Raw genomic sequence first — 19949 nt, 5'->3', positions numbered from 1 at the left:
GATCAGTTCCCGAAAATGCTGTCGAGCGAAGGGCGGTTGGAGGACGTCTTGGCCTGGCCACCGGTGCGCTTGACCGGCTCTCCAAGGTTCTTGGCCGGGCGCACAACCGGATTGCCCGCGTCGCCATTGTCGTTACGGCGGAGGTTTCCTTGCGGGTCGATGTAGTGGGCGCCGAAAGGGATCGTCGAGCGAGGCTGACCGCCACTCAGGTCAAACGGCTTTCGGATGGACCCTTGGGTGAACTGGCGCGTGTCGAGGGGGTCGACACCTTGGGCCGAGCGGCGCGCGTTGATGGTCTGTCCGCGAAGCCGAACGGCCTGGTCATCGATCGCCTGGATCTCAGCGAGGCGCTGCTTCACGAACTCTTGGTCGCCGGTGTTGGCGATCAGTTCGTTCCAGGCGCGCTGAGCGTCGCCTTCCGTCTGGACGCCCTTATTCAGGCGCAGGCTGTCGTTGCGCATCTTCTCAAGGCCGGCTTTGAACGACCCATAGTTCCGGCTTTCGTCAGTGCTGGCTCCGACGGCGTTGCGCACGGTATTCACCGCGTTCGCGACAGGGCTGAGCCTCAGCTTTCCGCCATCGATCTTCTCGTGATAGCCGGCCAGCTGCTCGCTCAGCGCATTGGCGCTCTGCATGGCTTCGATATCGCCCGTCTCAGCCGTCTGATCGCCTTGGCGAAGGGCTTTCTGCGGCGCGCCGTTGCTTCCCAGGACGGTGATTTTCTTTCCGTCCCACCATCCGCGCTCACCGTTCGGGCCGCGGACTTCGTAGCCTTGCTGCGCCATGATCAGCCTCCAGCCTTCGACCAGCCTTGCGGCGGCGCGGGGATCGATGAAATGGCCCTGCCTGCGCTTTTCTTCGCAGGCCGTGACACGACAGCATCCCGACGAATGCCGGCCTCTCGCGCGATCACTTCGGGATCTCGGGGGCCGCCCCGGACATAGGTCATGTTGCCGTCTTCGTCGTAGGCGTAGCCGCTCGCGGCGCGGGGCGTGCCCTTATAGATTTCCTTCGCCTCGCCAGTGGCCTCGTTGATGCCAATGATGGCGCCGGTGTTGGGGTCGCGCTGGTACTTGTAGGTGGTCGCGCCGGCCAGGCGGCTAAGAGTGTTGGCGGGATCGGCGACCAGGGCGGTTCGGATTTGCGCAATCTGCTCCGGGTTGCTGCCATAGGTCGCCGCGCGCTGGTCGTAAGCGGCGATCGCTGCGTCAGGCCCTTGGTCCTTCAGGATACCTTGGAGATAGGCCGCCTCGGTCGCGATCTTCTTCGTCTGCGCGTCGTGGGCTTCGTCAACTGTGCCGACCGCTGCGACGTCGCCGATGTCGGCATACGCGGACTTGGCGGCCTGATAGTCGCCCTTGGCGAAGGCCTGGGCGCCGGAGACCTTGGCGGCGCGGTCGGTGGCGTCGCGCTGGGTGCGCTCCAGGACCGAGGCCTCATCCGGTGCAAGGCGTCGCAGCGTGGCCATGTCGCCGTTCGCGCGGGCGAGGCGCAGGGCCTCCTCGTCGCGGCGCTCCTGGCCCGCCTTCTGATAGCGAACGGCATCACCGAGGAAATTCGGCGTCGTCAACATCCCGAAGTCGATCTGTCCAGCCATGTCGATCTCCTAGACGCTGGGGCCGTAGGCGCCCGTGCGGGCGGCGGCGGGGGCCTTCAGGCCGTTGTAGTAGCTCAAGGCATTGACGCCGGTGCTCAGCAGGCCGTTGAGGTTGCTGGCGCTGGACAGCGCGGCGTTGCCTTGGTTGGCGGCGTTCGAGAACAGCGCGTTCGAAGTCGTGTTCACCCCGTTCTGGACGGCGGTGTTGGTTTGCGCCGCCGCGCCCTGGCCGATGTTGGCGAGGTTGAAGAGGTTGTTGGTGCCAACGTCGTATCGACCGGTCTCATAGGTGCGATTGTTCAGCGCCAGATCGGTGCCGTAGGCGCGGTCGGTGTTGAAATTCTGATCGGCGCGGCCCTGGCCGTACTGGTAATCGGACCTTGCCATGGTCGCGGCGTTCTGCTTGTTGCCGGAGTTCAACTGGTCGTAGTTGAGCTTGTTGCCGCTGTTGAGCTGCGCATAGTTCAGCGCGTTGCCGCTGTTCAACTGGTCGTAGGCTTGACGCTGTTGAGCGTTCAGTTGGTCGTAGTTCAGCGCGTTCGACGACTTCAGACCGGTGTCGTAGTTGAAGTTCGAGTCCGACCGATTGCGGTCCGTATTGTACTGGCCGGTCGTGAAGTCACGATAGTCGCCGTAGTACTTGACGGTGTTGTCCTGGCCGATCTCCTGGAGGCGCTTCAAAGCCGCTCCGGATTGCAGGCCGCCAGTCGCCGCCAGCGCCGAAGCAGCGGCTCCGGACTGCCTGTTGATGTCGTAGAGGGCCGCCTGGTATTCGGGCGAGCTCTTGAAGGCCTCCAGCGACACGTCAAGCTTGGGATTGTAGTCCGGGCGGGTGTAGTCGCCAGCCGCGTATGAAGTCGCGGCATAGGTCGGGGCCTTGTACTCCTGGCCGGTGTAGGTGTCCGGCGTGTAGGCGGCTGGAGCGGCTTGATCGGCCGGACGCGTGTAGGTTCCGACCTTCGCCGCGTCCGAAAGCTGAACGTCGGTCTTGGGCGCCGCCGATGCGGCCTCTTCGGCGGTATAGGCCGGCACGCTGTAGCCGGCGGCTTGGCCATAGCGGCTGAAGTGGTCGGCGGCGCGCTCGGCTTCGGTCGCGCCATTGAAGCCGCCGTTCGGATCTTTTACCGCCGCCGCGACGTCTGGATGCGCGGCGAGATAGGCAGTCCAGTTCTGGTCGCCCGCCTTGGGGCCGGCGGGAGCATTGACACCGAGGCGGTCACCGAGTTGGCCGAGGGCAGCATCACCCTGAGCACGCGCTACGGCGGTATTGGCCTGTTGCGTCGCCAGGGCCTCGCGATTGGCTTGAAGCGTCGCGTCGGTCGCGCTCTGTGAGGCTTTGGCCGCCTTGCTTGACGCGTACGCGCTCGCGCCCGCGCCAACAACGGCTGAACCCAGAATTGCACCGCCTACTGGCATTTCACAACCTCCAGCACGTCTCCGCGCAAGCCAATCACAGCGTTCCCGATGTCCATCTGGTCCGCGCCTATGGGGGTGATCAGGCCGTAGCCCGCGATCAACGCCCACTTATTGTAAGTCCAGGCCGCCTTCAGCGCCTTGCCGGCCTTGAACATCAAAGCCGTCGCACCCGCCGCCCGGTCGTGCGCCTCGTCCTCGGGATGGTTCTCATGCCCAAGCGCTGCTTCGATCAGCTCATGGAAAGCCTCGCCCTCGCGCCGACAAACGTCCGAGCGCTGAACCCAGCGATCGAGCGTCAGGCCGTAGACCGTGAAGTCAGTCCCGTCCGTCCAGCCGCCGCGCCGCGTGAATAGTTTGTCAAAACCGCACGCTCTGACGAGGCCAAGAGCCGACAGGTTCGGGGCGGGAACGCGGGTCACGACCTCCAGGCACTCGGTCTGGGTGAACATGTAGGCCAGACTTGCCCTTGCGGCAGCGACAGCAGTTTTCGCGCCAGGCAAGAACATGCTGTGCACCTCGTAGACGTGCCCGCCAAGGTGCACGTAGACGAACCCCCCTTCCGGAGCGACAAGGGCAATGTTGCTCTCGTCTCGCAGAAGTTCCGAGAGGTCTATGATCCCATGGCCACCGAGCGCGGAGCGAACATCGGGGTGATTGGCGACGTCATTGAGAAAGTCTGCGCTGCTCGTGCGTTCGATCATGGCGTTGGCGGCGTTGGCGCCGGCCCTGGATAGTCCGGAAGTGGCGGATCGGGCGGCGGGAGGGTCGTGCTGGTCGCTGTAGCGAGAACCGCGACGCAGATTTGCAGGTAGGCGGTGCGCGAGGTGGTGGCGTTGACGAAGTCCGTCATCCACTCAGCGAACGCGTTCAGGTAGTCGATCTGATCGCTCTGGCTGGTCTGTAGCGCCGCAATGTCGGCAATGGCCGCCTGCAGCATGGTTAGCAGGTCATCCTGAGCACCCTCCTGGGTCTCGATGGCCTTGCCCAGGTTCTGCCAGAAGATTTGGAAGCCAGGCGTCGGCGTGCCGTCACGCTGGACGATGGCGCGCGATAGCTCCAAGGCGGGGAATTTGAAGGTTGCCGCCATCAGGTGAGCTTCTCGTTGTAGCCGGCGGTGTGCACCGTGAACGGTACAGGGTCAGACATTCGCCAACACCAGATGCGAGTGCCAAAGCGCATCTTCGTCGGGTTTTTGAAGGTGGGCTTGCGGTTGTACTGACCTTGGCGACCAAGCGAGGCGTACTGCCATTCCGACCAGGTCTTGCCCTCGTTGTCGCTGTATCGCATCGCCAGCTTTGGATCGTCGCTGGGATAGGCCAAGCCTGCGCCGCCAACCGAGCACTCGGTGAAGACGTTTGAAAACCGTAGGGTGGTGCGCGATCGGGTCAGCCCGAAGAACTCGCGCACCAGCGGCGTGCCGTCATCTGTCAGGGCCGTGGGCGTGATCTGGCGGATTTTGCTGTCGAAGGATCCGCCGGTGATCCACTTGCCCTTGGCCAGTTTGGCCCCGCAGCCGGCCATGAACAGGCTCTTGCCGTTCGTGCCGAAGTCCGACCACTGACCCGTCGTGAAATCGTATGCCAGCGTCCCCTCACCCGGCACATCGAGCACATAATAGACGTGCTGCTCCAGGGTAAAGGACCAGCCATTGAGCGTGGTGGCTGGGTCGTTGTCGTTAGCAATCAATCGGCCGCGCGCTATCGCTTCGGCTATGTCCGGCTGGCTGATCGGCGTCGGAATGCCGCCCGACCGATAGATGATCCCGTCATCTCCTACCCAGGCCAAACCCGCGTCTGTCGTGGCCAGGCTGAAGACGCTAGCGAGGCCAGCCGGAGAATGGCGCCCCACCACGCGCTGCGCCGGAAGGTCGGGGTCACCGGTCGGCGTCCACCACTCAATTGAGGAGCGACCGAGGATCATCAGTTGGTCGTCATCGACGCCAAGGCCCTGGATGGCGTCCGGAGAGGACTCGGCCGTGAAATAGTTCAGCGGGTCAATCGTCGTTTCGCCAGGATTGGTAAAGTATACCCGGCCGGTGCTCTTGATCGAAACCCAGAACCGGCCGGCAAGGTACACGACATCCGACGCTTGCGAGGTGTCAGGTAGTGCCACAACGTCCAGGGGGCCGCTTCCAGGCTTGCAGTAGAGCGTACCGCTGCGGACGATCATCGTGTTTGCGCCGTCGGTGGCCATGCGGACGCGGCTTGATCCAGAAATCCCGCCACTGCCGACCGAGACCGCGCCGCTTGACGAGACCGCGAAATAGAACTCACCCGAGACACCGAAAACGTCGTCGTTGGCATTCTCGCGGCGGATGAGACCGGCGATGAAGCCACCGCCCGCATTGCCCAGGTAGCTAAGGCCTGGCCGGCTGATCATTGACACCTGATCGTCAACGTTCGTCGGGTCAGCCTCGAAGATCATGTTCAGCGGCCGGGCCGGAATGTTCTCCGACCTGACATATCGCCCCTTGGCAAGCGCTATCGCGGCCAAGGATTGAGCCCCTGCGGAAAGGCCTGATAGCCACGGCGCGTAAGCACCGGATCGACGTAGACGTTGCGGACCTGACGGTGACGGGCTCGCAGAGCGCCTTGAGCGCGCTGAAAGGCGACGGTCGTCTCACCCTGGACCGATGCGCCATCCGTCGGCGCAAGGCGCATCGCCAGCATGACAGTGAAGGCGTCTTCGCAGTCCCGAGCGAGCGGGAATTCGTCGTTGCTGGACAGCTCGGTGACGCGGCGCCAGTCGGCCAGGTCAGCACGGTACATCCAAGTGCGATTGAATCCGGCGGTGTTAGCGGTAAGGTCCGCCACCGCCCCCTCAACCTTACGACCGTTGCGGCTGATCGTGACCGGCGAGGCCGCGAACATGCCGTTGACATCCACGACCGAAAAGCGGCTGCCGTTCTCTGGCGCCACCGGAAACGAGAGGTTTATGCCGCCCGTCGAAGCCAGGAGGCGCAGGTTGTTGGGCATGCAGGCCGCGTCGATCTCGGGGTAGAGCGCAAGATCGACGTCTCGCAGCTTCTCGCCGACCCCAAGGCCCGCCAAGTCGTCCATCAGGGCGTTGAACCGGCGCATGCCGTTGCGCTCGTCAGCAGCGCTCATCGCTTCGTTGGCATAGGAGCCAATCTCGCGGTAGGCGTCGGTCAGGATGTCGCGACAAGTCGACATGCGGTCACCTCCCGGAGAAAGGGGCGCGTCCGGCGCCGTGAGATCTGATCAAGGGCCGGACGCTGGGCCGAGGTGGGGATCAGGCCTCGGTCGTTTCGGTCTTCGGTTTGCGGCCACGAGAGCCGCCCTTCTTGCCGTCGCCATCGTGGTCGAGCGGGTCTTGATCGTGGCCGGCGTAGCCAGCCTCCAGGGCGGTCAGCTCCTCGTCTTCGCCAGCGACGATGATGTGCTGTTCGCCCTTGAAGAGCATTTTCGGGTACTCTTCGAAGGCCTTGGGCGGCGAGACGGCATCTGCGGAACTGGCGGGCGTCCCCTCGGGAAGCTTGCCTGCCCCGACGAACTTGAAACCTTCGGCGACGGCGGCGGCATCTTGCTCAGCAGTTTCGACGATGCGCTCCACGCCTTCACGCACGAGCATCTTCGGGTATTCGATGAACTCCATGGGGAGTCCTTTCGTGCTTGGGGGATGGGGGTGGGCGACCCGAAGGCCGCCCAGGTCGATCACGCGCCGCTGAAGCGGGTGCCCAGGCGGCGATCGATGTTCTTGACGCCGTAGATCACGTCGAAACGGTGATTGTGGGTGTCGCTGGCGCCGTCCGAATAGCGCCAGTAGCGGATGGTCAGGCCGGTATCCGGGTCGGTCGCGTAAGACGCCTCGCCGGTGTAGGGCATGATCATCTTGGCGCTGACCAGCTTCAGGGCAGTCGCGTGGAACGCCGTGTTCTGGGCGTACGACGTGCTCGCCGTGCCGCGCCAGGTGATGGTCGCACCGTTGGCGGGGGCGGCCGAGACGTTTTGGTAGGCGCCGCTCGTGATGATCGGATTGGCGATCGTCAGGGTGGCGTTGCCCGAACCGTCGGCGGTGACGTCGGCCAGGTTCACGAACTGCGCCAGGTAGGGCAGCGTGTCCTTGGTGCGCGGGTTGCAGGCGAAGACGCCAGCGATGGTGAAGATTTCGCCGCGCTTGACCGTGCCGGCGTTACCCAGGCCCGCGACGATCAGGGTTTGCTGGTAGCCCGAGCGCACCGACAGGAACGTGACGTTCTGCGAGGCGCCGTTGACCGTGCCGGTGGCGTTGCGCGTGCCGGTGGTCAGTGTGCGGACCGTCTGGCTCATGTAAGGCTCGGTGTTCCCGATGATCGGGATCTTGGCCTTCTTGAGGGCGCTCGTGGCGATGTCGTTGTCGGACATGGCCGCGTTGGCCAGCAGCGAGCCGGCGACGCCATAGCCGTCACCCGGGGTCATGACCGCATAGCGATCGGTGGCCGGGATGGCCAGCTCGTCCAGGCGCTGCGGAGCGGCGAAGAACTGCGTCGGGCTCGACAGGGTGTTGCCCGGCGTGCCGACCCAGTTGGGGAACTCCAGCGTCTGGTCCATCAGGTCGAGGTCGATCTGAGTGGCGAGCTGGCCCATCGCCGAGTTCAGGACCCGCGACTTCAGCAGCTTGTTGACGTTCAGCGTCTCCTCGACCGAGGTGAACTGCACGTCCACGCCCTTCTGCTTGTCGAGGTTCACGGCGATTTCGCCTTCGATCACGTCTTGCGGCGAAGCGGTGCGACCATCGCGGACGATGAACTCCGGCGGACGCTTGACGTAGACCGTCAGGCCCGTTCCGGAGCCCGGATCGAACGTCTTGTCGACGCCCTCGTTGTCGACCAGCTTGGCGAGAACGAGGTTGTTCTTGAGGAACTTAAGGCCCGCGTTGGCGAAGACCTTGGGGGAGAGAAAGCCATTGGCCATGTGAGATGGTCCTTGCTTGCCGGCGCACCGGCGCTGTCAGGGAAGGACCGCGAAGCCGCTAGTAGGCCTTTTCGAACGCCGAAAAGTCGTCGGTGTCGGGCGAGACCTTGAACTGGCCGCCGGATCCACGGACTTGCGGCGCCGGAGAAGGCGCATCGGTCGCGATCTTGGGTTTCGGTGGGGGCGTGGTCTCGGCTTGAGCCGGTGCGGCGGTCGTGGCGGCCAGACGGCCCTCGACCTTGGCGATCTCGTAGACCTGAAGGTGCAGCGGCAAGGCTGACAGGCGTTCGAGTTCGTTCTTGTTGGCGCCGTAGTAGTCCGCGAGCTGCGGTCCGACTTCGGACACCATGATGATGTCGTTCAGGCCGGTGGGCACTTCCGGTAGGGCGCAGAAGGCGGTGAAGCCGTCAGGATCGCCGTCGGGGAACGCCTCGGCCTTGCGTTGAGAGAAGGCCTCGCGGGACTTGGCGAGGGCTTGGTCGGCTTGTTCGCGCTGGCGCTCCGCGTCGAATTCGCGGCGCATCTCCTGCCGGACTTCGAAGCGGGCGTGGTCGCGGATGTAGGCGGCGTCTTCGTCACCGAATTCGTAGTCGTTCGGGTCGGGCGCGCCGTCGGTCTGGGCCTGGCGCTGATCGGTCGGAGGGGCCTTGCCGGCAAGAGCCTCTTCCAGCCGCTTCTGGATGGCTTGCTCGCGGCGTTCGGCCTCAGCGGCCTTCCAGGTGAGCTCGTCGATGCGCTGCTGCGCCGTCTTCTTCGGCTTGGCGGCGGCTTCCGGTTCGGGTTGGGGTTCATCGCCTTCAGCAGGATCCGAAGGCTTGTCCCCGTCTCCCTCTGCCGACGGAGCGGGCTCCGGTTCGGCATCGGCGGCTTTGGGCTCCTCGGCCGGAACTTCGGTCGCAGGGTTGTCGATCGAGGCTTCGAACGCGGCGAAGTCGTCAGAGGCGGACAGGTCCGCTCCGTTGGTCGTGTCGGTCATGGTGGGGTTTGCGCCTTACGGCGGGTTCAGGGCTTAGGCCGCCTGGAAGCCTTGGCCGGGGGCGAGTTGTTCAGGGCTGGCCGGTCCCTGCTCGAAAGTCGGCGCAGGCTGGGTCGCCAGCGATGACATGGGCGCGCTCATCGGCGGCGCCGGAGCGAATTGGTCCTGCGGCGGCGCACCGGGCATTTCCAGCGGAGCCGAGAGCGGAGCGTGCTCGTGCGGGTTGACGCCGGTCATCGAAGCCTGGGCGATGGCGACAGCAGCATCGGCCTCGGCCTTGTCGGCGTCAGCCTCCGCTTTGCGCGCCTTGGCGTTCTGTTCGCGCAGGTCAAGCTGCGCCTTCTGGAGCGCCATGTTCTGCGCCTGCTCTTGGGCGGGGTTCGGCGGAGGCGGCTGTTGCGGCTGGTTTGGATCCGCAGTGAGCTGAGGCGGCAGGCTCTTGTGAAGGCGCTCAGCGATCTCGTTGCCCAGCGGAATGTCGTGCGACTTGATGATGAGGTCCGGCGCGACCTGGCCAAGGATCGGCATGGACTGCGCCAGGCTGGTCAGGGTCTCAGCGGCTTCGACGCGCTGAGTGGTGTACGAAGGACCGGTGTCAATCACCACGTCGTATTTGCTGTCACCAAACTTGATCGACTGCGGATCGTTCGGGTCGTTCAGGTTGACGGCCTTGGCCACCTCATCCTTACCCAGGATCGTAATGATCCGCTTGGTGTCATAGGTGATCGGCAGAAGCTGGTTGATGACGTCGCCACCTGCCCTGATGGAAGCACGGAGGTTATCGCCATAGACGTAGGTCGCAACGTCGCCTTCGCGTTGGCGGGCCAGGATCGCCTTGCCGCTAGTCTCGTTCGAGCGGATGCCCAGACTGGCGTCATGTATGCCCGTGACGTCCTTCATGTCCTGTGAAGCCATGGCGGCTTCGTTCAGGACGGCGGCGGAGATCGGCGGCGGGTTGACGCGCTCGGGCCTATTGTTGGCGTCGTACGGAAGGACGGTGTCGCCGTTCTCCGCTGCGTCGCGGAAGTCGTCGTTGGGCGAGGCGGCGGTCTGCGGCATAAGCCACTGCGCCTTCGGGGCCAGGGCGAGGGATTCTGCCGAGACCGAACGCCAGTAGTTCTTGAGGCGCGCCGGGTCCTTGGCGAAGCGCACGAGACCCCAGCGTACACGGCGATCACCGACCCACAATTCGTTGGCCGTCACCTTGATCACCGGAACGCGGTCGATGGGCCACTCGACCGGTTCGGCCAGGATGCTGTGACCGTTGGTCAGGTAGATGCAGCAGGACTTTCGCACCGTCTCGCGCTTGCGAAGAACCGTTGCGCCCTCCGGTACTTTGTCCGCGTCAACGACCGAGCCGTCCTCCAGAAGGGCGATCTCGACCTTGGTCTCCTTCATCATGCACAGGCGGGTGACGCGGACGGTGTCCGTCGTGCACCAATCGGCCTGCGCCATGTCGGAGGTCAGGTCGGACGGAACCTTGTCCGGATAGGCCTTGTCGAAGGCCTTGCGGGTCATGACGTCGCTGACCCAGACATGCCCAGCGTCGCGGCCGGTCTTCTCCACGCTCATGCGATCCCAGACCACGCTGAGCGGGTTCGGGATGCTCTTGAGGCGGATGACGCGGTTAAAGCTGCGTGGGTCGGCGAAATCGATGTCGACCTCAAACGCTCCGACGCCGCCGATGGCCTGGGTTTCGCCTGCGCCGACGTAAATGCCTTGAGCATCGCACTCGCGCTCGATCTGGCGGACCAGGCCCTCGCGGATATCGGCCTCTGCCTTGTCGTTCTCTTCGGCCGGCGAGATCTTGATAGCCGGGCGGTTGATACGGATGTCGCCCGTGACCTGCGCCACCTTCTGCGGGAGGTCGTTGATCGTCAGGCAGGGCTTGCCCTTGCGAGCGGCCAGGTCGGCGTCGGTCCAGTGTTTGCCGACGTGAAATTCCATGTCTTCAAGTGTCGCGTCGCGGTTCAGGCGATCGGCGTCAAGGTCAGCCTGAAATTCCTCACGCACCCACTGGCAGAAAGCGTCTTCGTCCTCGAAGCCATCCGGGATGGTATAGGCGTTGGCGTCTTCAGCCATGTCTATGCTCCCATCCAGGTTGATCCGCTGCGCTGCGGTCTTACGCGGCGCTCCAGGGCGCGCTTGGCAGTCATCCGACGCGCGAGCACGACCGCGTCGCCCCGGTCAGGGCTGCGGCGCAGGCGCTTTAGGATTTCCTCTTTGCTTTCGATCAGGATCCCGCGCGGCGTGGGCCTCCAACGAGGCGCGCAGAGATCGGCCTTCAGTTTTGGGTCGGGCGGAAGTGCGATCGGGTCGGGGTTTTCCGGGTCCAGATCTTCGCGAAGGCGCCACCAATCTCGGGCGCGGACATTGTAGAAGCCGAGCGTGTCATCCTTTGTCCGCTCGTCGGTACCCTCAGCGCCGTTGACGCCGATGGTTTGGATTTCCTGCCCGACCAGCCAGTCGTAAGGGCTTGAGCCCCAACCTACGATGTCGATGTGGACAGGCGCCTTGTCGCGACGCTTCATCAGAACCTGGCCGCCGACAGTTGGGCCGTCAGGCGACGCCGTACCAGGCATGACGGTGAGTTCGTCATACCAAGCGCCGTGGCGCGGGCTTATGATCGTCTCATCTCGCCCACCACGCGACACGTCCACACCAAGGCTATCCATCGGCCCCTTGGCATCCTTCGGGGTCCAGCGCGCTTGCGCTGCCTCGACCCAAGCCGTCGGGATGACCTGCCATCGGTCATCCTCGACGCCGGCCATGAAGTCGCCGCGGAGCATCTGTGAGCGAAGCGGCTCAGGCAGGCCCTGAAGCTGAGCGATGTAGCCAGTACCGGTCAGGAACGGATTGTCTGTCACTCGCGACGGAATGAAGGTCCGCGACAAGGGCTTGATGATCTCCTCGCGCCGATACCGCTTTCGATCAAATTCGTATCGGGGCTCACCATCGGCGATCACGAACTCGCGGCCGTCCTCGACCTCGACATCTGCTCCGGCGATGGTGGCAAACCAGCGCAACTCTCCTGGCTTGGCCGGGTTGGGATGCTGGGCGTTCAACCAAGGGCCGAAGAAGTCGATGACCCAGCGGCCGTCCGAAGTCGTGGGCGGATTGAACGTCAGTAGAGCCCTGCATCGCTGGCCAGGAGTCGTGGTCCGCAACCACCCCAGCAGGAACCTGACTTGGCTCTCCAAGAGGTTCGTCGCCTCATCGAACCCGATAAAATCGTGCGGCCTGCCTTGGTATTTCGCCTCATCGCCGGCATGCGGGAACGAGCCGAACTCGACCTGCTTTCCCGGGATGCGCCAGATCTTGTCCTGGCCGTTGTAGCCATGGCGCGAGCCGAGCAGCTCGGCGAGCCTGTCGATGATCCCGACAAGCTGAGTGGCTTCCCGACGGAAGATGATGCCGCGCTCGTGCTGCGTCAGCATCGTTCCGCACATCAAATCGGTTTTGCCGCCGCCCGCTGCGCCGCCGTAGCCAGTAATGTCCGCCTCTGAGAAGTAGGCGTCGGTTTGCGGTCCCGGCTGAGGGCGCCAGAGCGCCTTGTCTGTCGAAAGGAGCTTGCCGACCTCGGCACGCTCATCGTCGGTCATGTAGGGAAGTAGATCGGCGATATCAGTCGCCCGCATCAGCCCCATCTTCCGCTTTGCGCTTTCTGGCCTCAGCAACAGCAAGGATTGCCGCAAGTTTCGCGGCGACCAAGCTGTCGTTTGTCTCTATGGGCCGCCCGTCGATTCCGCCAATCTCGGCGACGACGCGCTCGCCGTACTTCTTGGGAGCCAACTTAGCGGTCTGCCACTTGATGGTGTCGATTTGAAGCCGAGCGACAGGAACGCTATCGACTGTCGCCCCATCCGCGATGGTCATGGCTCGATCAAACTGAAAGTCCGCCTGGGCCTCGCGCGCCTGCGCGTATTGCCGCCGGAAGTCCTCGTTCCATTCCTCATTACCGGCGAGCCATCGTCGAACCGTCGTCTCAGACGGAAGGAACCCGACATCGGTCTGGCGGTCGCCCTGGCAGATGGCGCGAAGGCTTTCACCCTTGGCAAGGCGGTTACAGAGTTCCTCTGCTATCTCCGGCGTGTAGTCTGATGGCCGCCCCACGTCTTAGCCCTCGCGGCTCGCGATTTCGGCCTTCAGCGCGGCGATAGCGGCCTTCAGCTCCTCGACGTTCTCGGCAAAGCCGGCTTGGCCCTTTCTGGCCTTGAGCTTACCTTCAAGGTCGGCGAGGCGAAGCTGAAGGGCCTGGGTCACGTAGTCGGACATGTCTCGGATCTCCTAGGCCTTTCCGCCATCCCAACGCTGGCCCTGGCCGTAGCTCCAGACACATGCGGGATTTTTGGCGGTCGGGATTTACTTCTTGGCCTTCATACGCTTGGCGCAGGCGGCCTTCATCTCGTCGGGCGCGCGGGTGTCGAGCCATGCCTGATAGAGCTGCTGGAAAATCGCTTGCACGGCGTAGGCTTCGAACTCAGGCGACGGCTTCTCTTCGCCGATCTCCTCGCGGACATGTTGCCAGACGTGCGTGGCCTCGTGAGCCAAGACACCAGCGATCTCGATGCGACTGTGAGCCTCCTCAAGATGGTCTCCGAGGGTGACGATGGCGCCTGCGCTGCCCTTGTGGCGATAGAAGCTCGCCCGGCCGGCGGTGTTCGGGTACGGCTCGCTCTGGCCAATGCGGCGCATTTCGCGGCGCCAGGCCTTCTTGCTAGGGCAGAAGCCGATGCTGACTGGCTGCCATCCACGCTCGATCCATACGATATGGTCGGCGTCGGACTTACCAGCCAAGGGCTTTTCCCATGACGTGCTTGGCCGTGGCGCAAACCAGGAAGAGTACCAGGAAGGCGCCGATGACGAGACCGGCGGCGAGCAGGCCTAAGATGGCGATCAAGCTCATGCCGGCCTCCTATGGGTTTCGCGCCTGCCGCCTCTTTGCTGAGGCCTCGGTCTACCGGGCATGGGGTGGCGTTGTTGCGGCGGCGCGAAGGTGAATTCCCGCCCCTCCCCGGCTCGTCGTGGGGGCTTCACAAGATGAGGGGATGAGGAAGGGCGGGAAATACGGGCGCCGGGGCGCATTTTCTGAGATATGAAAAGCGCGGACGGCCATCAGGCCTAACCGGCTTTCCGTCTGGGGGGCCTGCCCGTCTAGCGAGCTACCGTCTTATCGGGCCTAGGCCCTCAGCCCTCGTCCAGGACCACGCCGAAGCGAAGGCCATTGCCTATGTTGTGCCCTGGTTCGCGGCTTGGCGCAAGGGGTGGTGTTCAGCGCCCTCGCCCGCCCTCGGCGATACCGTCGCGTCTCATGTGCTCGGCGATAGGCCTGCCGTCAACACTGCAGGCGGCAATGACTCGGTCGTAGCTGGATGTCCGGCCGTTCTGGCCGCGCTCGACGATGCAGACGGCACGCCGGCCGACGAGGCGATCCATGACGCGCTTCGCCTCCCGACCGCCGGGTTCGTGCAGCTCCGGGGCGAACCAACGGGCCTCGCGGATCTCGACCCATTGCGCCCGGTCGCGGCCCAAGGCGACGCAAAGCGAATCCCCATCGCCAGCGTAGATCACCGGCCCAGCGATGACCTGGCCGGCGCGATAGCCGCTCACCGGGGCCTCGCACGGGTCGGCATGGGCGGCGCCAGCGGTGAGCGCCAGGCCGGCAGCGATGATCAGCGCGCGCATCAGACGGCCTCGGGCGTCATCTGGGTGAACTCGACCTCTTGCGGCGCGCCGCCCAGGTCGAACTGCAGCTTGGCCCGGTTCTTCTTGGTGACCAAGCCCAGCACCTCGGCAAAATAGCCGTACCATTTGCCCGCCACGACTAGGACGCGGTCGCCCTTCTGGGGACGATACTTCCCCTCCTTCGGAGTCGGGTCGTCGAACTCGCCGAAGCGCTGGCGCATCATGAGGTCACCGATCTTCATGTCAGGGAAGCGGAACGGATTGACCGTGCCAGCGCGATGAACGAAGCGCCCAAAGCCGTCTAGATCGCGGATCGGCTCATAGTGGTCGGCGATCGAGCAGCAGACGAACACGTATCCGGGGAAGATCGGCCGCTTGATCGTCACCTTGCCCGACCGCTTGCGGACGAAATGGGTCGAGACGGGACGATAGGTGTCCAGCTTCAGGCGTTTCAGCCCGGCGAGAAAGCTGGCCTCGCGGGTCGGCTTGGCCTTGATCGCGTACCAGCCCATGCCGAGCGCGGGGCGGGCCATCAGGCCATCGTCGCTCAACTTGTGGGTCAGGTCATCGACCTCAGTCTTCGTGATGTTGGTCATAGTGGATTCCCCGGGTGTCTTGAGGTCAGGCTTGGGCTTGGCGTTCGAGAAGGGAGCGAAGCTGCGGAGTGATGCCGCTCTCGTCGACACGTCCAGACACGTCAGGGCGAGGAGCCTGGACCGACTTGGACCGGGTTCGGCGCTCGTCGTCCTTGGCGAGATAATGCGCGAGCTGGGCGCGGACGCGGGCCTTATCCTCCGCCGTGGGCTCTACGCGGCCGGTTGAGGTCTGAAGCAGCGGGCGTATGGACGGGTCGATGTAGTTCGGATCCGAGTCCGCAGGGTGCGGCCGGCGCGGCGGCTTGTAGTCCATCGCCGCCTTGGCGCGCTCGTACGACCGAACGGCGCGGTTTGGCGTGGTCCTGGCCAGTTCCAGCAGTTTGCCTGGCTTGGGCAGAAATTCAGCATCCGGCCGACGAACCCATGCCGCCATCGCCGCCTCAACTGCACCCTCGGTCAGGTCGCCCAGCACGTCGGTATAGTCCGCCCAGAACTCCGCCCACTCGCCGTCCGAGCGCTCCGGCTGCGGGAACAGCGCGAACCGCCGTCCGATGACACGCTTGACGCCATGGTAGCCTGCCGGATCGGTCGCCCTGGCCTTCAGCGCCGGAAGCGCCCTTGCCGCCTCCGTCAGCAGCACCGGGTTTGCCGCGATCGCCGCGACAGCCTCATCCGATGAACCGCTCCCGTCGAGCAGGCTCGACAGTTGCGGCGACAGCGAGATTTCGCTGTTTGGCGGCGAACTTTGCTGAACTGGCGTCATGGCGTTCATGGGGTCGGCTCTGCTGAACGGGGTCGATGGGGCGGGTTCGGTTGGCGTGGTTTCGCTCGATGGCAGGCGTGAAGAATTTCCACGTGCTCACGGGGTCTGGACCCGCCCTTGCCCCATGGGCCTGGACAGCGGGGATCACGTCGAGGAACCAGGAATAGCCGAGCGACCTCCAGCGGGAGATCTCGCCGACCGTGAGGATCAGGCCTTGCTTCCGATCGGGGTCGATGTTGCGGTCAAGCGCCTTCAGGTCGCCGGCCAGCGCACTGGCGTCGCCCTTCGGCCAATCGTCGACCGAAACGTCGAGCGGCGCCCGCGCCTCTACTACAGCAACAACTTCTATCTGGTTTTGGTTCTGGTTCTGGTTCTGGTTATGTCGGCAATTGCCTTCATCTTCGGAAGCAATTGCTTGGGACTGCGCGTTGTTCTTATTGGACTTTTTGGATGCACCCTGTTTTCCCGCCTCCGAGCGCTTACCGGAAGTGCTTTCGTACTTGGCGATTTCCGCCGCCAGCCGCCCATGGGTCAGCTTGCCGCGTGACCGGGTGAAGAACGGCAGGATCACGCCCTTGATCGCATCCCATTCGGCAGGGGTGCAGCGGGCCAGGCGCGACAGGTTGGCGTCGGCCGCTGGGAGTGAGCCGCCAGCCCGCCACATGCCCATGAGCAGCAGCAGGTAAGCCCCGTGCTCCAGGGCGCCGAGGTGGTGTGTGTCGCCCAGGTAGTCGGCGACATAGAGCTTCATGTAGGGCGGAGCGCTCACGCAGCCTCCAGCTCGCCCATGCGGGCCTTGTGAGCGCGGATGGCATGCAGCACCGTCCAACTAGTGCGTCCGAAGAAACGGCCGATCGCCGACTTGTTGGCCCCCGGCTGCTGGGCCATGGAAGCCATGGCCTCCTGACGTGCGTGGACGATTTCTCGCCGCTGGGTGTCGGCCCGCAGCTCATCGAGCGTGAAGCCGTAGGCAGCGGACACTTGGTGAGCGATGTCTCGCATGGAGCGCTTTAGGGACACCTTCCCGCGCCAGAGCGACAGGTAGACGATCATGCCGCTTCTCCTGTCCCATTAGCGAAGAGAGGGAGCGCATCGGCGGACTCGGATCCAACCCTTCCCTTCTCCTGGGCGGCCAGCCGGCCCTCGCCCCGGTAGAAGGCGACCTTGCGCTCGATGTCGGCGACGTACGCCGCCTCGCGTTCGATCAGGATGGACTCGAAGCCCTCCAGCATTGCGGCGACGCCGGTTGAGCCCGAACCCGCAAACGGATCCAGCACGACACCGCCGGGCGGCGTCACCAGCCGGCAGAGGTAGCGCATCAGGTCGATCGGCTTGACTGTCGGGTGCTTGGAGCCCAGGCGGTCGTCTGCATCGGCCTTGGCGCTGTAGAAGAAGCGGGCTGCAGACCCGCTGTCGCCGCGCGCGGCGGACGCCAGCGGGGGCGCCATATCGCCAAGGCAGGTCTTCGTTGGCCGCGCGCGGCCGGTGGGGTTTAGATCGCCTTGTTGACCAGGAGCGTCCGGGAAGGCGTCAACCACCTCGTCGCTGCCGTCGTGGATTACGTTGGCAGGCCAGCGCCCGGCGACGTGCGCTTCAGAGCGCTCGTTAACCCGATTGATGCCAGCCGCGCGGTCCATGTGGAGCGGAGATCCGTGACGACTTCCACCGCCCGTCAGGCCTTGCGGCGCTTCGACCCTGCACGCGTCGATGTTGAGCGCGCCGGTTCCGTGCTCGAGCACGTTGGCCGCGACCGTACCGCCCAGCGGCTTGCGGGCTAGAACCCAAGGCTCGCAGGCGGGCTTGAGGGCGGTGCCCCAGCCTTCCCAAGCCGCCGAGGCCGCCGAGGCCGCCGAGGCCGCCGCCGTGATCTCAATCACGCGGCCGGCGTCAATAAGCGACTGGCCGACCGATGCTGTAGAGCCGCCGCGACCGCCCTCCGATAGCCTTGAGCCGGTCACCGGGCGGGCGTCACCATTCGCCTTGTCGATGCCCTTGCTGACGTCGTGGGACTTGGGAAAGCCCGAGCCGTACAGCCAGCTGATCATATCGCGGATCTCGAACCCGGCGTCCTCGATCGCCACGGCCAGGCGGTGATAGGTGCGCGTCGCACTGGCCGCGATCAGGTGGCCGCCCGGCTTGAGCACGCGCATCACCTCGACCCAGAACTCGGGATCAAAGGCGGTCTCGCCCGTGTCCCAGGTCTGGCCCATGAAGCCAGCAGACGCGCGCTTGTAGACGCCACTGGCCCCCTCGCTCTTGGCGGCCGAAGCGTTCTTGCCGCCGAAGCGCTTCACGATCGAAACCAGGGCGTACGGCGGATCCGTCACGACGCTGTCGATCGAGTTGTCGGCGAGGCCCTTCAGGACGTCGCGGCTGTCGCCGTGGTGGATGGTGACGGACTTCAAGCCGCAGCCCTCCCCTTGCCAAGGCCAGCCAAGCGTTCGGCGTGCTTCTTGGCGCCATACAGGACGGTGGAATGGTCGCGGCCGGCGAGGAATTGCCCAACCTTGGACGTCGAGAACTTCGCGTCTTGGGTCAGGACCCACATGAGGTGTTGGCGGGCGAGGGATATGCCTCGCACGCGCTTAATCCCCATGATGTCGCTCACGGTGACGCCGTAGAGGCCCGCGATTTCCTCAGCGAGTGCAGGCATGATGGGCGGCGGAACGAAGATCTCGCCGGGGACCGGAGCCTTAGTCCGCTTCTTAGCCTTGGCCTCCTCGGTCTCAGCATCGCGCTTTGCCTTCGTGGCCGCGTAGCCGCGCTCTAGGGCGATGTACGGTGCGAAGAGCGAAAGCGGCTTTCCGGCCATGACGGCGATGTGATGCCACGGCACACCCGCGCCGCGCTTCTGGTACATGAAGCTGCGAAGTTCGGGGCTCATGCGGCCTCCAGGGGCTCAATGGTCACCTGGACCATGGGTTGGGTGGGATAGACGGGCGCCGTGCAGGGCGAGGACCACGCGACGGTCATTCCGTCGTTCCAGCGGTCGTCGGCGATGACGCCGGTCTTCTTCAGAAGGTCGAGGACAACCTTGATCCTGCCGTCCAGGTCTACGCGGTTGCCCTTGTCGGGCCGGTCGAAGGACAGCGCGACGCGGAACCACTGCGGCGCTGCGCCCTTCGCTTGGCGAGGAACCATCAAGCCGGCCGCCTTCTGCCAGACCGCGTATTCCTTGGACGTGATCCGCCGAAAGCCGGTCTTGGTCTTGACCTGTGGATAGAGGTTGTTGACGCCGGGCGGAAACGGCAGGCTGAAGGTGATCATTGGCGCGGCCGTCCACAGACCAAGCCCGCGTCGCATTCGGCGCGAAGCTGGGCGATCTTGTCGGCCTTACGCTCCTCAAGCGTGAGGTTGTCGCGCTGGCGCTTTGCAGCGGCGGCTCGGCCCAGAACTTGAGCCGCCTCGTGCGGCGTCGGAGTCCGGCGACCAAAGAGAAGGCGAAGCTCCTCCCCGACCGCCGAAAGCCATGAACGCTGCTGTGCGCCGTCCACGCCGACGGCGGCCTTGGGAGTGGTGTGGACGGCGGCGGACATCTATGCGGCCTCCGCCTGGGTGGCCGGAATATCGGCTAGGCGAACAGCCATGACCCGACCGCCGGAGAAGACGTCCAGCGCGATAGCCGCCTCGATCGCCTGCTCTGCGGTGGCCCCATGGTAGAGCGCGCCGAGGGCAGGCCCCATGCCCGTGCCTTCGGCGAAGTAGGCACCCGCCGGAAAATGCGCGCCGTTGTGCTCGAACAGCTGAAGTCGTCCGTCCCGATGGATTAGGATGCCGCAGTCACCGCCGTGCTCATCGGCGCGTTCCGGAACCGGGCGCTCAGGCTCATCGCCACGAACCCAGGCCAGCCAAGTCTCACAGAAGGCGGCGCTACCGCAGGCGGTGCCGAGGCCCATCGGCCCGACGGCCACCTTTATTGCCTCTCCAGGCTGACGATGGTTGCCGCAGGTGGATTGAGTGTCCGCCGCCAGGACGCCGTCGCGGTATGCGATCGTGGTCATGA

The 19949-nt window shown here is 64.7% G+C and carries 25 protein-coding genes; all 25 read right to left on the bottom strand.

Translation table 11 applies throughout. The features are described 5' to 3' along the window. Nucleotides 1-2: 2 nt before the first annotated feature. Nucleotides 3-785 (bottom strand): hypothetical protein, encoded by a 783-nt coding sequence (locus CSW62_RS06730; protein WP_099576388.1) that lies wholly within the window; start codon nucleotides 783-785, stop codon nucleotides 3-5. Between the two features lie 2 nt (nucleotides 786-787). Next, on the bottom strand, nucleotides 788-1597 hold the full coding sequence (locus tag CSW62_RS06725) for a hypothetical protein (RefSeq protein ID WP_099576387.1): 810 nt from the start codon (nucleotides 1595-1597) through the stop codon (nucleotides 788-790). Between the two features lie 9 nt (nucleotides 1598-1606). Next, on the bottom strand, nucleotides 1607-3013 hold the full coding sequence (locus CSW62_RS06720) for a hypothetical protein (RefSeq protein ID WP_099576386.1): 1407 nt from the start codon (nucleotides 3011-3013) through the stop codon (nucleotides 1607-1609). Then, nucleotides 3004-3714 (bottom strand): hypothetical protein, encoded by a 711-nt coding sequence (locus CSW62_RS06715; protein ID WP_099576385.1) that lies wholly within the window; start codon nucleotides 3712-3714, stop codon nucleotides 3004-3006. The genes CSW62_RS06720 and CSW62_RS06715 overlap by 10 nt, the downstream gene beginning before the upstream one ends. Then, nucleotides 3711-4100, bottom strand: coding sequence for a hypothetical protein (locus CSW62_RS06710; RefSeq protein WP_099576384.1), 390 nt, complete (start codon nucleotides 4098-4100; stop codon nucleotides 3711-3713). Before CSW62_RS06710 ends, CSW62_RS06715 begins: the two co-directional genes overlap by 4 nt. Then, nucleotides 4100-5506 carry a packaged DNA stabilization protein gene (locus CSW62_RS06705; protein WP_143324350.1) on the bottom strand — a complete coding sequence of 469 codons (1407 nt, stop codon included), beginning with the start codon at nucleotides 5504-5506 and terminating at the stop codon, nucleotides 4100-4102. The genes CSW62_RS06710 and CSW62_RS06705 overlap by 1 nt, the downstream gene beginning before the upstream one ends. After that, a complete protein-coding gene (locus tag CSW62_RS06700; protein WP_099576382.1) occupies nucleotides 5494-6186 on the bottom strand; it encodes a hypothetical protein in 693 nt (230 codons plus the stop codon). Before CSW62_RS06700 ends, CSW62_RS06705 begins: the two co-directional genes overlap by 13 nt. A gap of 79 nt (nucleotides 6187-6265) precedes the next feature. Further along, on the bottom strand, nucleotides 6266-6628 hold the full coding sequence (locus CSW62_RS06695) for a hypothetical protein (protein WP_099576381.1): 363 nt from the start codon (nucleotides 6626-6628) through the stop codon (nucleotides 6266-6268). 59 nt (nucleotides 6629-6687) lie between these two features. Further along, on the bottom strand, nucleotides 6688-7926 hold the full coding sequence (locus CSW62_RS06690) for a P22 phage major capsid protein family protein (RefSeq protein ID WP_099576380.1): 1239 nt from the start codon (nucleotides 7924-7926) through the stop codon (nucleotides 6688-6690). Nucleotides 7927-7984: 58 nt separating this feature from the next. Further along, complete coding sequence (locus CSW62_RS06685; RefSeq protein WP_099576379.1) at nucleotides 7985-8902, bottom strand: hypothetical protein; 918 nt, start codon at nucleotides 8900-8902, stop codon at nucleotides 7985-7987. A gap of 33 nt (nucleotides 8903-8935) precedes the next feature. Next, a complete protein-coding gene (locus CSW62_RS06680; RefSeq protein WP_099576378.1) occupies nucleotides 8936-10984 on the bottom strand; it encodes a portal protein in 2049 nt (682 codons plus the stop codon). 2 nt (nucleotides 10985-10986) lie between these two features. Then, the gene (locus CSW62_RS06675; protein WP_158235397.1) at nucleotides 10987-12540 is read right to left on the bottom strand and encodes a terminase family protein; all 1554 of its coding nucleotides are present in this window, start codon (nucleotides 12538-12540) and stop codon (nucleotides 10987-10989) included. Next, on the bottom strand, nucleotides 12527-13015 hold the full coding sequence (locus CSW62_RS06670) for a hypothetical protein (protein WP_199170528.1): 489 nt from the start codon (nucleotides 13013-13015) through the stop codon (nucleotides 12527-12529). The genes CSW62_RS06675 and CSW62_RS06670 overlap by 14 nt, the downstream gene beginning before the upstream one ends. A gap of 3 nt (nucleotides 13016-13018) precedes the next feature. Next, nucleotides 13019-13177 (bottom strand): hypothetical protein, encoded by a 159-nt coding sequence (locus CSW62_RS26345; RefSeq protein WP_158235396.1) that lies wholly within the window; start codon nucleotides 13175-13177, stop codon nucleotides 13019-13021. Nucleotides 13178-13264: 87 nt separating this feature from the next. Continuing rightward, on the bottom strand, nucleotides 13265-13699 hold the full coding sequence (locus CSW62_RS06665) for a SprT-like domain-containing protein (RefSeq protein WP_099576376.1): 435 nt from the start codon (nucleotides 13697-13699) through the stop codon (nucleotides 13265-13267). 474 nt (nucleotides 13700-14173) lie between these two features. Then, a complete protein-coding gene (locus CSW62_RS06660; protein ID WP_099576375.1) occupies nucleotides 14174-14587 on the bottom strand; it encodes a nuclease in 414 nt (137 codons plus the stop codon). Beyond that, a complete protein-coding gene (locus CSW62_RS06655) occupies nucleotides 14587-15183 on the bottom strand; it encodes a transcription termination/antitermination protein NusG (protein ID WP_099576374.1) in 597 nt (198 codons plus the stop codon). The genes CSW62_RS06660 and CSW62_RS06655 overlap by 1 nt, the downstream gene beginning before the upstream one ends. 25 nt (nucleotides 15184-15208) lie before the next feature. Continuing rightward, nucleotides 15209-15955: a hypothetical protein gene (locus CSW62_RS06650; protein ID WP_143324349.1), complete on the bottom strand. Its 747-nt coding sequence runs from the start codon at nucleotides 15953-15955 to the stop codon at nucleotides 15209-15211. Further along, nucleotides 15852-16715 (bottom strand): DUF1376 domain-containing protein, encoded by an 864-nt coding sequence (locus CSW62_RS06645; RefSeq protein ID WP_143324348.1) that lies wholly within the window; start codon nucleotides 16713-16715, stop codon nucleotides 15852-15854. Before CSW62_RS06645 ends, CSW62_RS06650 begins: the two co-directional genes overlap by 104 nt. Then, a complete protein-coding gene (locus tag CSW62_RS06640; protein WP_099576371.1) occupies nucleotides 16712-16999 on the bottom strand; it encodes a helix-turn-helix domain-containing protein in 288 nt (95 codons plus the stop codon). The genes CSW62_RS06645 and CSW62_RS06640 overlap by 4 nt, the downstream gene beginning before the upstream one ends. Continuing rightward, nucleotides 16996-18351, bottom strand: coding sequence for a DNA methyltransferase (locus CSW62_RS06635; RefSeq protein ID WP_099576370.1), 1356 nt, complete (start codon nucleotides 18349-18351; stop codon nucleotides 16996-16998). Before CSW62_RS06635 ends, CSW62_RS06640 begins: the two co-directional genes overlap by 4 nt. After that, nucleotides 18348-18830: a helix-turn-helix domain-containing protein gene (locus CSW62_RS06630; RefSeq protein ID WP_099576369.1), complete on the bottom strand. Its 483-nt coding sequence runs from the start codon at nucleotides 18828-18830 to the stop codon at nucleotides 18348-18350. The genes CSW62_RS06635 and CSW62_RS06630 overlap by 4 nt, the downstream gene beginning before the upstream one ends. Then, entirely contained in the window at nucleotides 18827-19213 is a 387-nt protein-coding gene (locus CSW62_RS06625) for a RusA family crossover junction endodeoxyribonuclease (RefSeq protein ID WP_099576368.1), read from the bottom strand. Before CSW62_RS06625 ends, CSW62_RS06630 begins: the two co-directional genes overlap by 4 nt. Continuing rightward, entirely contained in the window at nucleotides 19210-19482 is a 273-nt protein-coding gene (locus tag CSW62_RS06620) for a hypothetical protein (RefSeq protein ID WP_099576367.1), read from the bottom strand. Before CSW62_RS06620 ends, CSW62_RS06625 begins: the two co-directional genes overlap by 4 nt. Then, nucleotides 19483-19947, bottom strand: coding sequence for a hypothetical protein (locus tag CSW62_RS06615; protein WP_099576366.1), 465 nt, complete (start codon nucleotides 19945-19947; stop codon nucleotides 19483-19485). It lies immediately after the preceding gene. Nucleotides 19948-19949 lie beyond the last annotated feature (2 nt).

Origin of the sequence: Caulobacter sp. FWC2, from assembly GCF_002742625.1 — a bacterium.
Taxonomy (GTDB): Bacteria; Pseudomonadota; Alphaproteobacteria; order Caulobacterales; family Caulobacteraceae; genus Caulobacter.
Note: the sequence above shows the minus strand (reverse complement) of the source record. Positions and strands in the feature narration are given on the sequence as shown.

Excerpts from the sequence above, each read along its gene's own strand:
- CSW62_RS06730 (WP_099576388.1), bottom strand. The coding sequence starts at position 785 with ATGGCGCAGCAAGGCTACGAAGTCCGCGGCCCGAACGGTGAGCGCGGA.
- CSW62_RS06725 (WP_099576387.1), bottom strand. The coding sequence starts at position 1,597 with ATGGCTGGACAGATCGACTTCGGGATGTTGACGACGCCGAATTTCCTC.
- CSW62_RS06720 (WP_099576386.1), bottom strand. The coding sequence starts at position 3,013 with ATGCCAGTAGGCGGTGCAATTCTGGGTTCAGCCGTTGTTGGCGCGGGC.
- CSW62_RS06715 (WP_099576385.1), bottom strand. The coding sequence starts at position 3,714 with ATGATCGAACGCACGAGCAGCGCAGACTTTCTCAATGACGTCGCCAAT.
- CSW62_RS06710 (WP_099576384.1), bottom strand. The coding sequence starts at position 4,100 with ATGGCGGCAACCTTCAAATTCCCCGCCTTGGAGCTATCGCGCGCCATC.
- CSW62_RS06700 (WP_099576382.1), bottom strand. The coding sequence starts at position 6,186 with ATGTCGACTTGTCGCGACATCCTGACCGACGCCTACCGCGAGATTGGC.
- CSW62_RS06695 (WP_099576381.1), bottom strand. The coding sequence starts at position 6,628 with ATGGAGTTCATCGAATACCCGAAGATGCTCGTGCGTGAAGGCGTGGAG.
- CSW62_RS06690 (WP_099576380.1), bottom strand. The coding sequence starts at position 7,926 with ATGGCCAATGGCTTTCTCTCCCCCAAGGTCTTCGCCAACGCGGGCCTT.
- CSW62_RS06685 (WP_099576379.1), bottom strand. The coding sequence starts at position 8,902 with ATGACCGACACGACCAACGGAGCGGACCTGTCCGCCTCTGACGACTTC.
- CSW62_RS06680 (WP_099576378.1), bottom strand. The coding sequence starts at position 10,984 with ATGGCTGAAGACGCCAACGCCTATACCATCCCGGATGGCTTCGAGGAC.
- CSW62_RS06675 (WP_158235397.1), bottom strand. The coding sequence starts at position 12,540 with ATGCGGGCGACTGATATCGCCGATCTACTTCCCTACATGACCGACGAT.
- CSW62_RS26345 (WP_158235396.1), bottom strand. The coding sequence starts at position 13,177 with ATGTCCGACTACGTGACCCAGGCCCTTCAGCTTCGCCTCGCCGACCTT.
- CSW62_RS06660 (WP_099576375.1), bottom strand. The coding sequence starts at position 14,587 with ATGCGCGCGCTGATCATCGCTGCCGGCCTGGCGCTCACCGCTGGCGCC.
- CSW62_RS06655 (WP_099576374.1), bottom strand. The coding sequence starts at position 15,183 with ATGACCAACATCACGAAGACTGAGGTCGATGACCTGACCCACAAGTTG.
- CSW62_RS06650 (WP_143324349.1), bottom strand. The coding sequence starts at position 15,955 with ATGAACGCCATGACGCCAGTTCAGCAAAGTTCGCCGCCAAACAGCGAA.
- CSW62_RS06640 (WP_099576371.1), bottom strand. The coding sequence starts at position 16,999 with ATGATCGTCTACCTGTCGCTCTGGCGCGGGAAGGTGTCCCTAAAGCGC.
- CSW62_RS06630 (WP_099576369.1), bottom strand. The coding sequence starts at position 18,830 with ATGAGCCCCGAACTTCGCAGCTTCATGTACCAGAAGCGCGGCGCGGGT.
- CSW62_RS06625 (WP_099576368.1), bottom strand. The coding sequence starts at position 19,213 with ATGATCACCTTCAGCCTGCCGTTTCCGCCCGGCGTCAACAACCTCTAT.
- CSW62_RS06620 (WP_099576367.1), bottom strand. The coding sequence starts at position 19,482 with ATGTCCGCCGCCGTCCACACCACTCCCAAGGCCGCCGTCGGCGTGGAC.
- CSW62_RS06615 (WP_099576366.1), bottom strand. The coding sequence starts at position 19,947 with ATGACCACGATCGCATACCGCGACGGCGTCCTGGCGGCGGACACTCAA.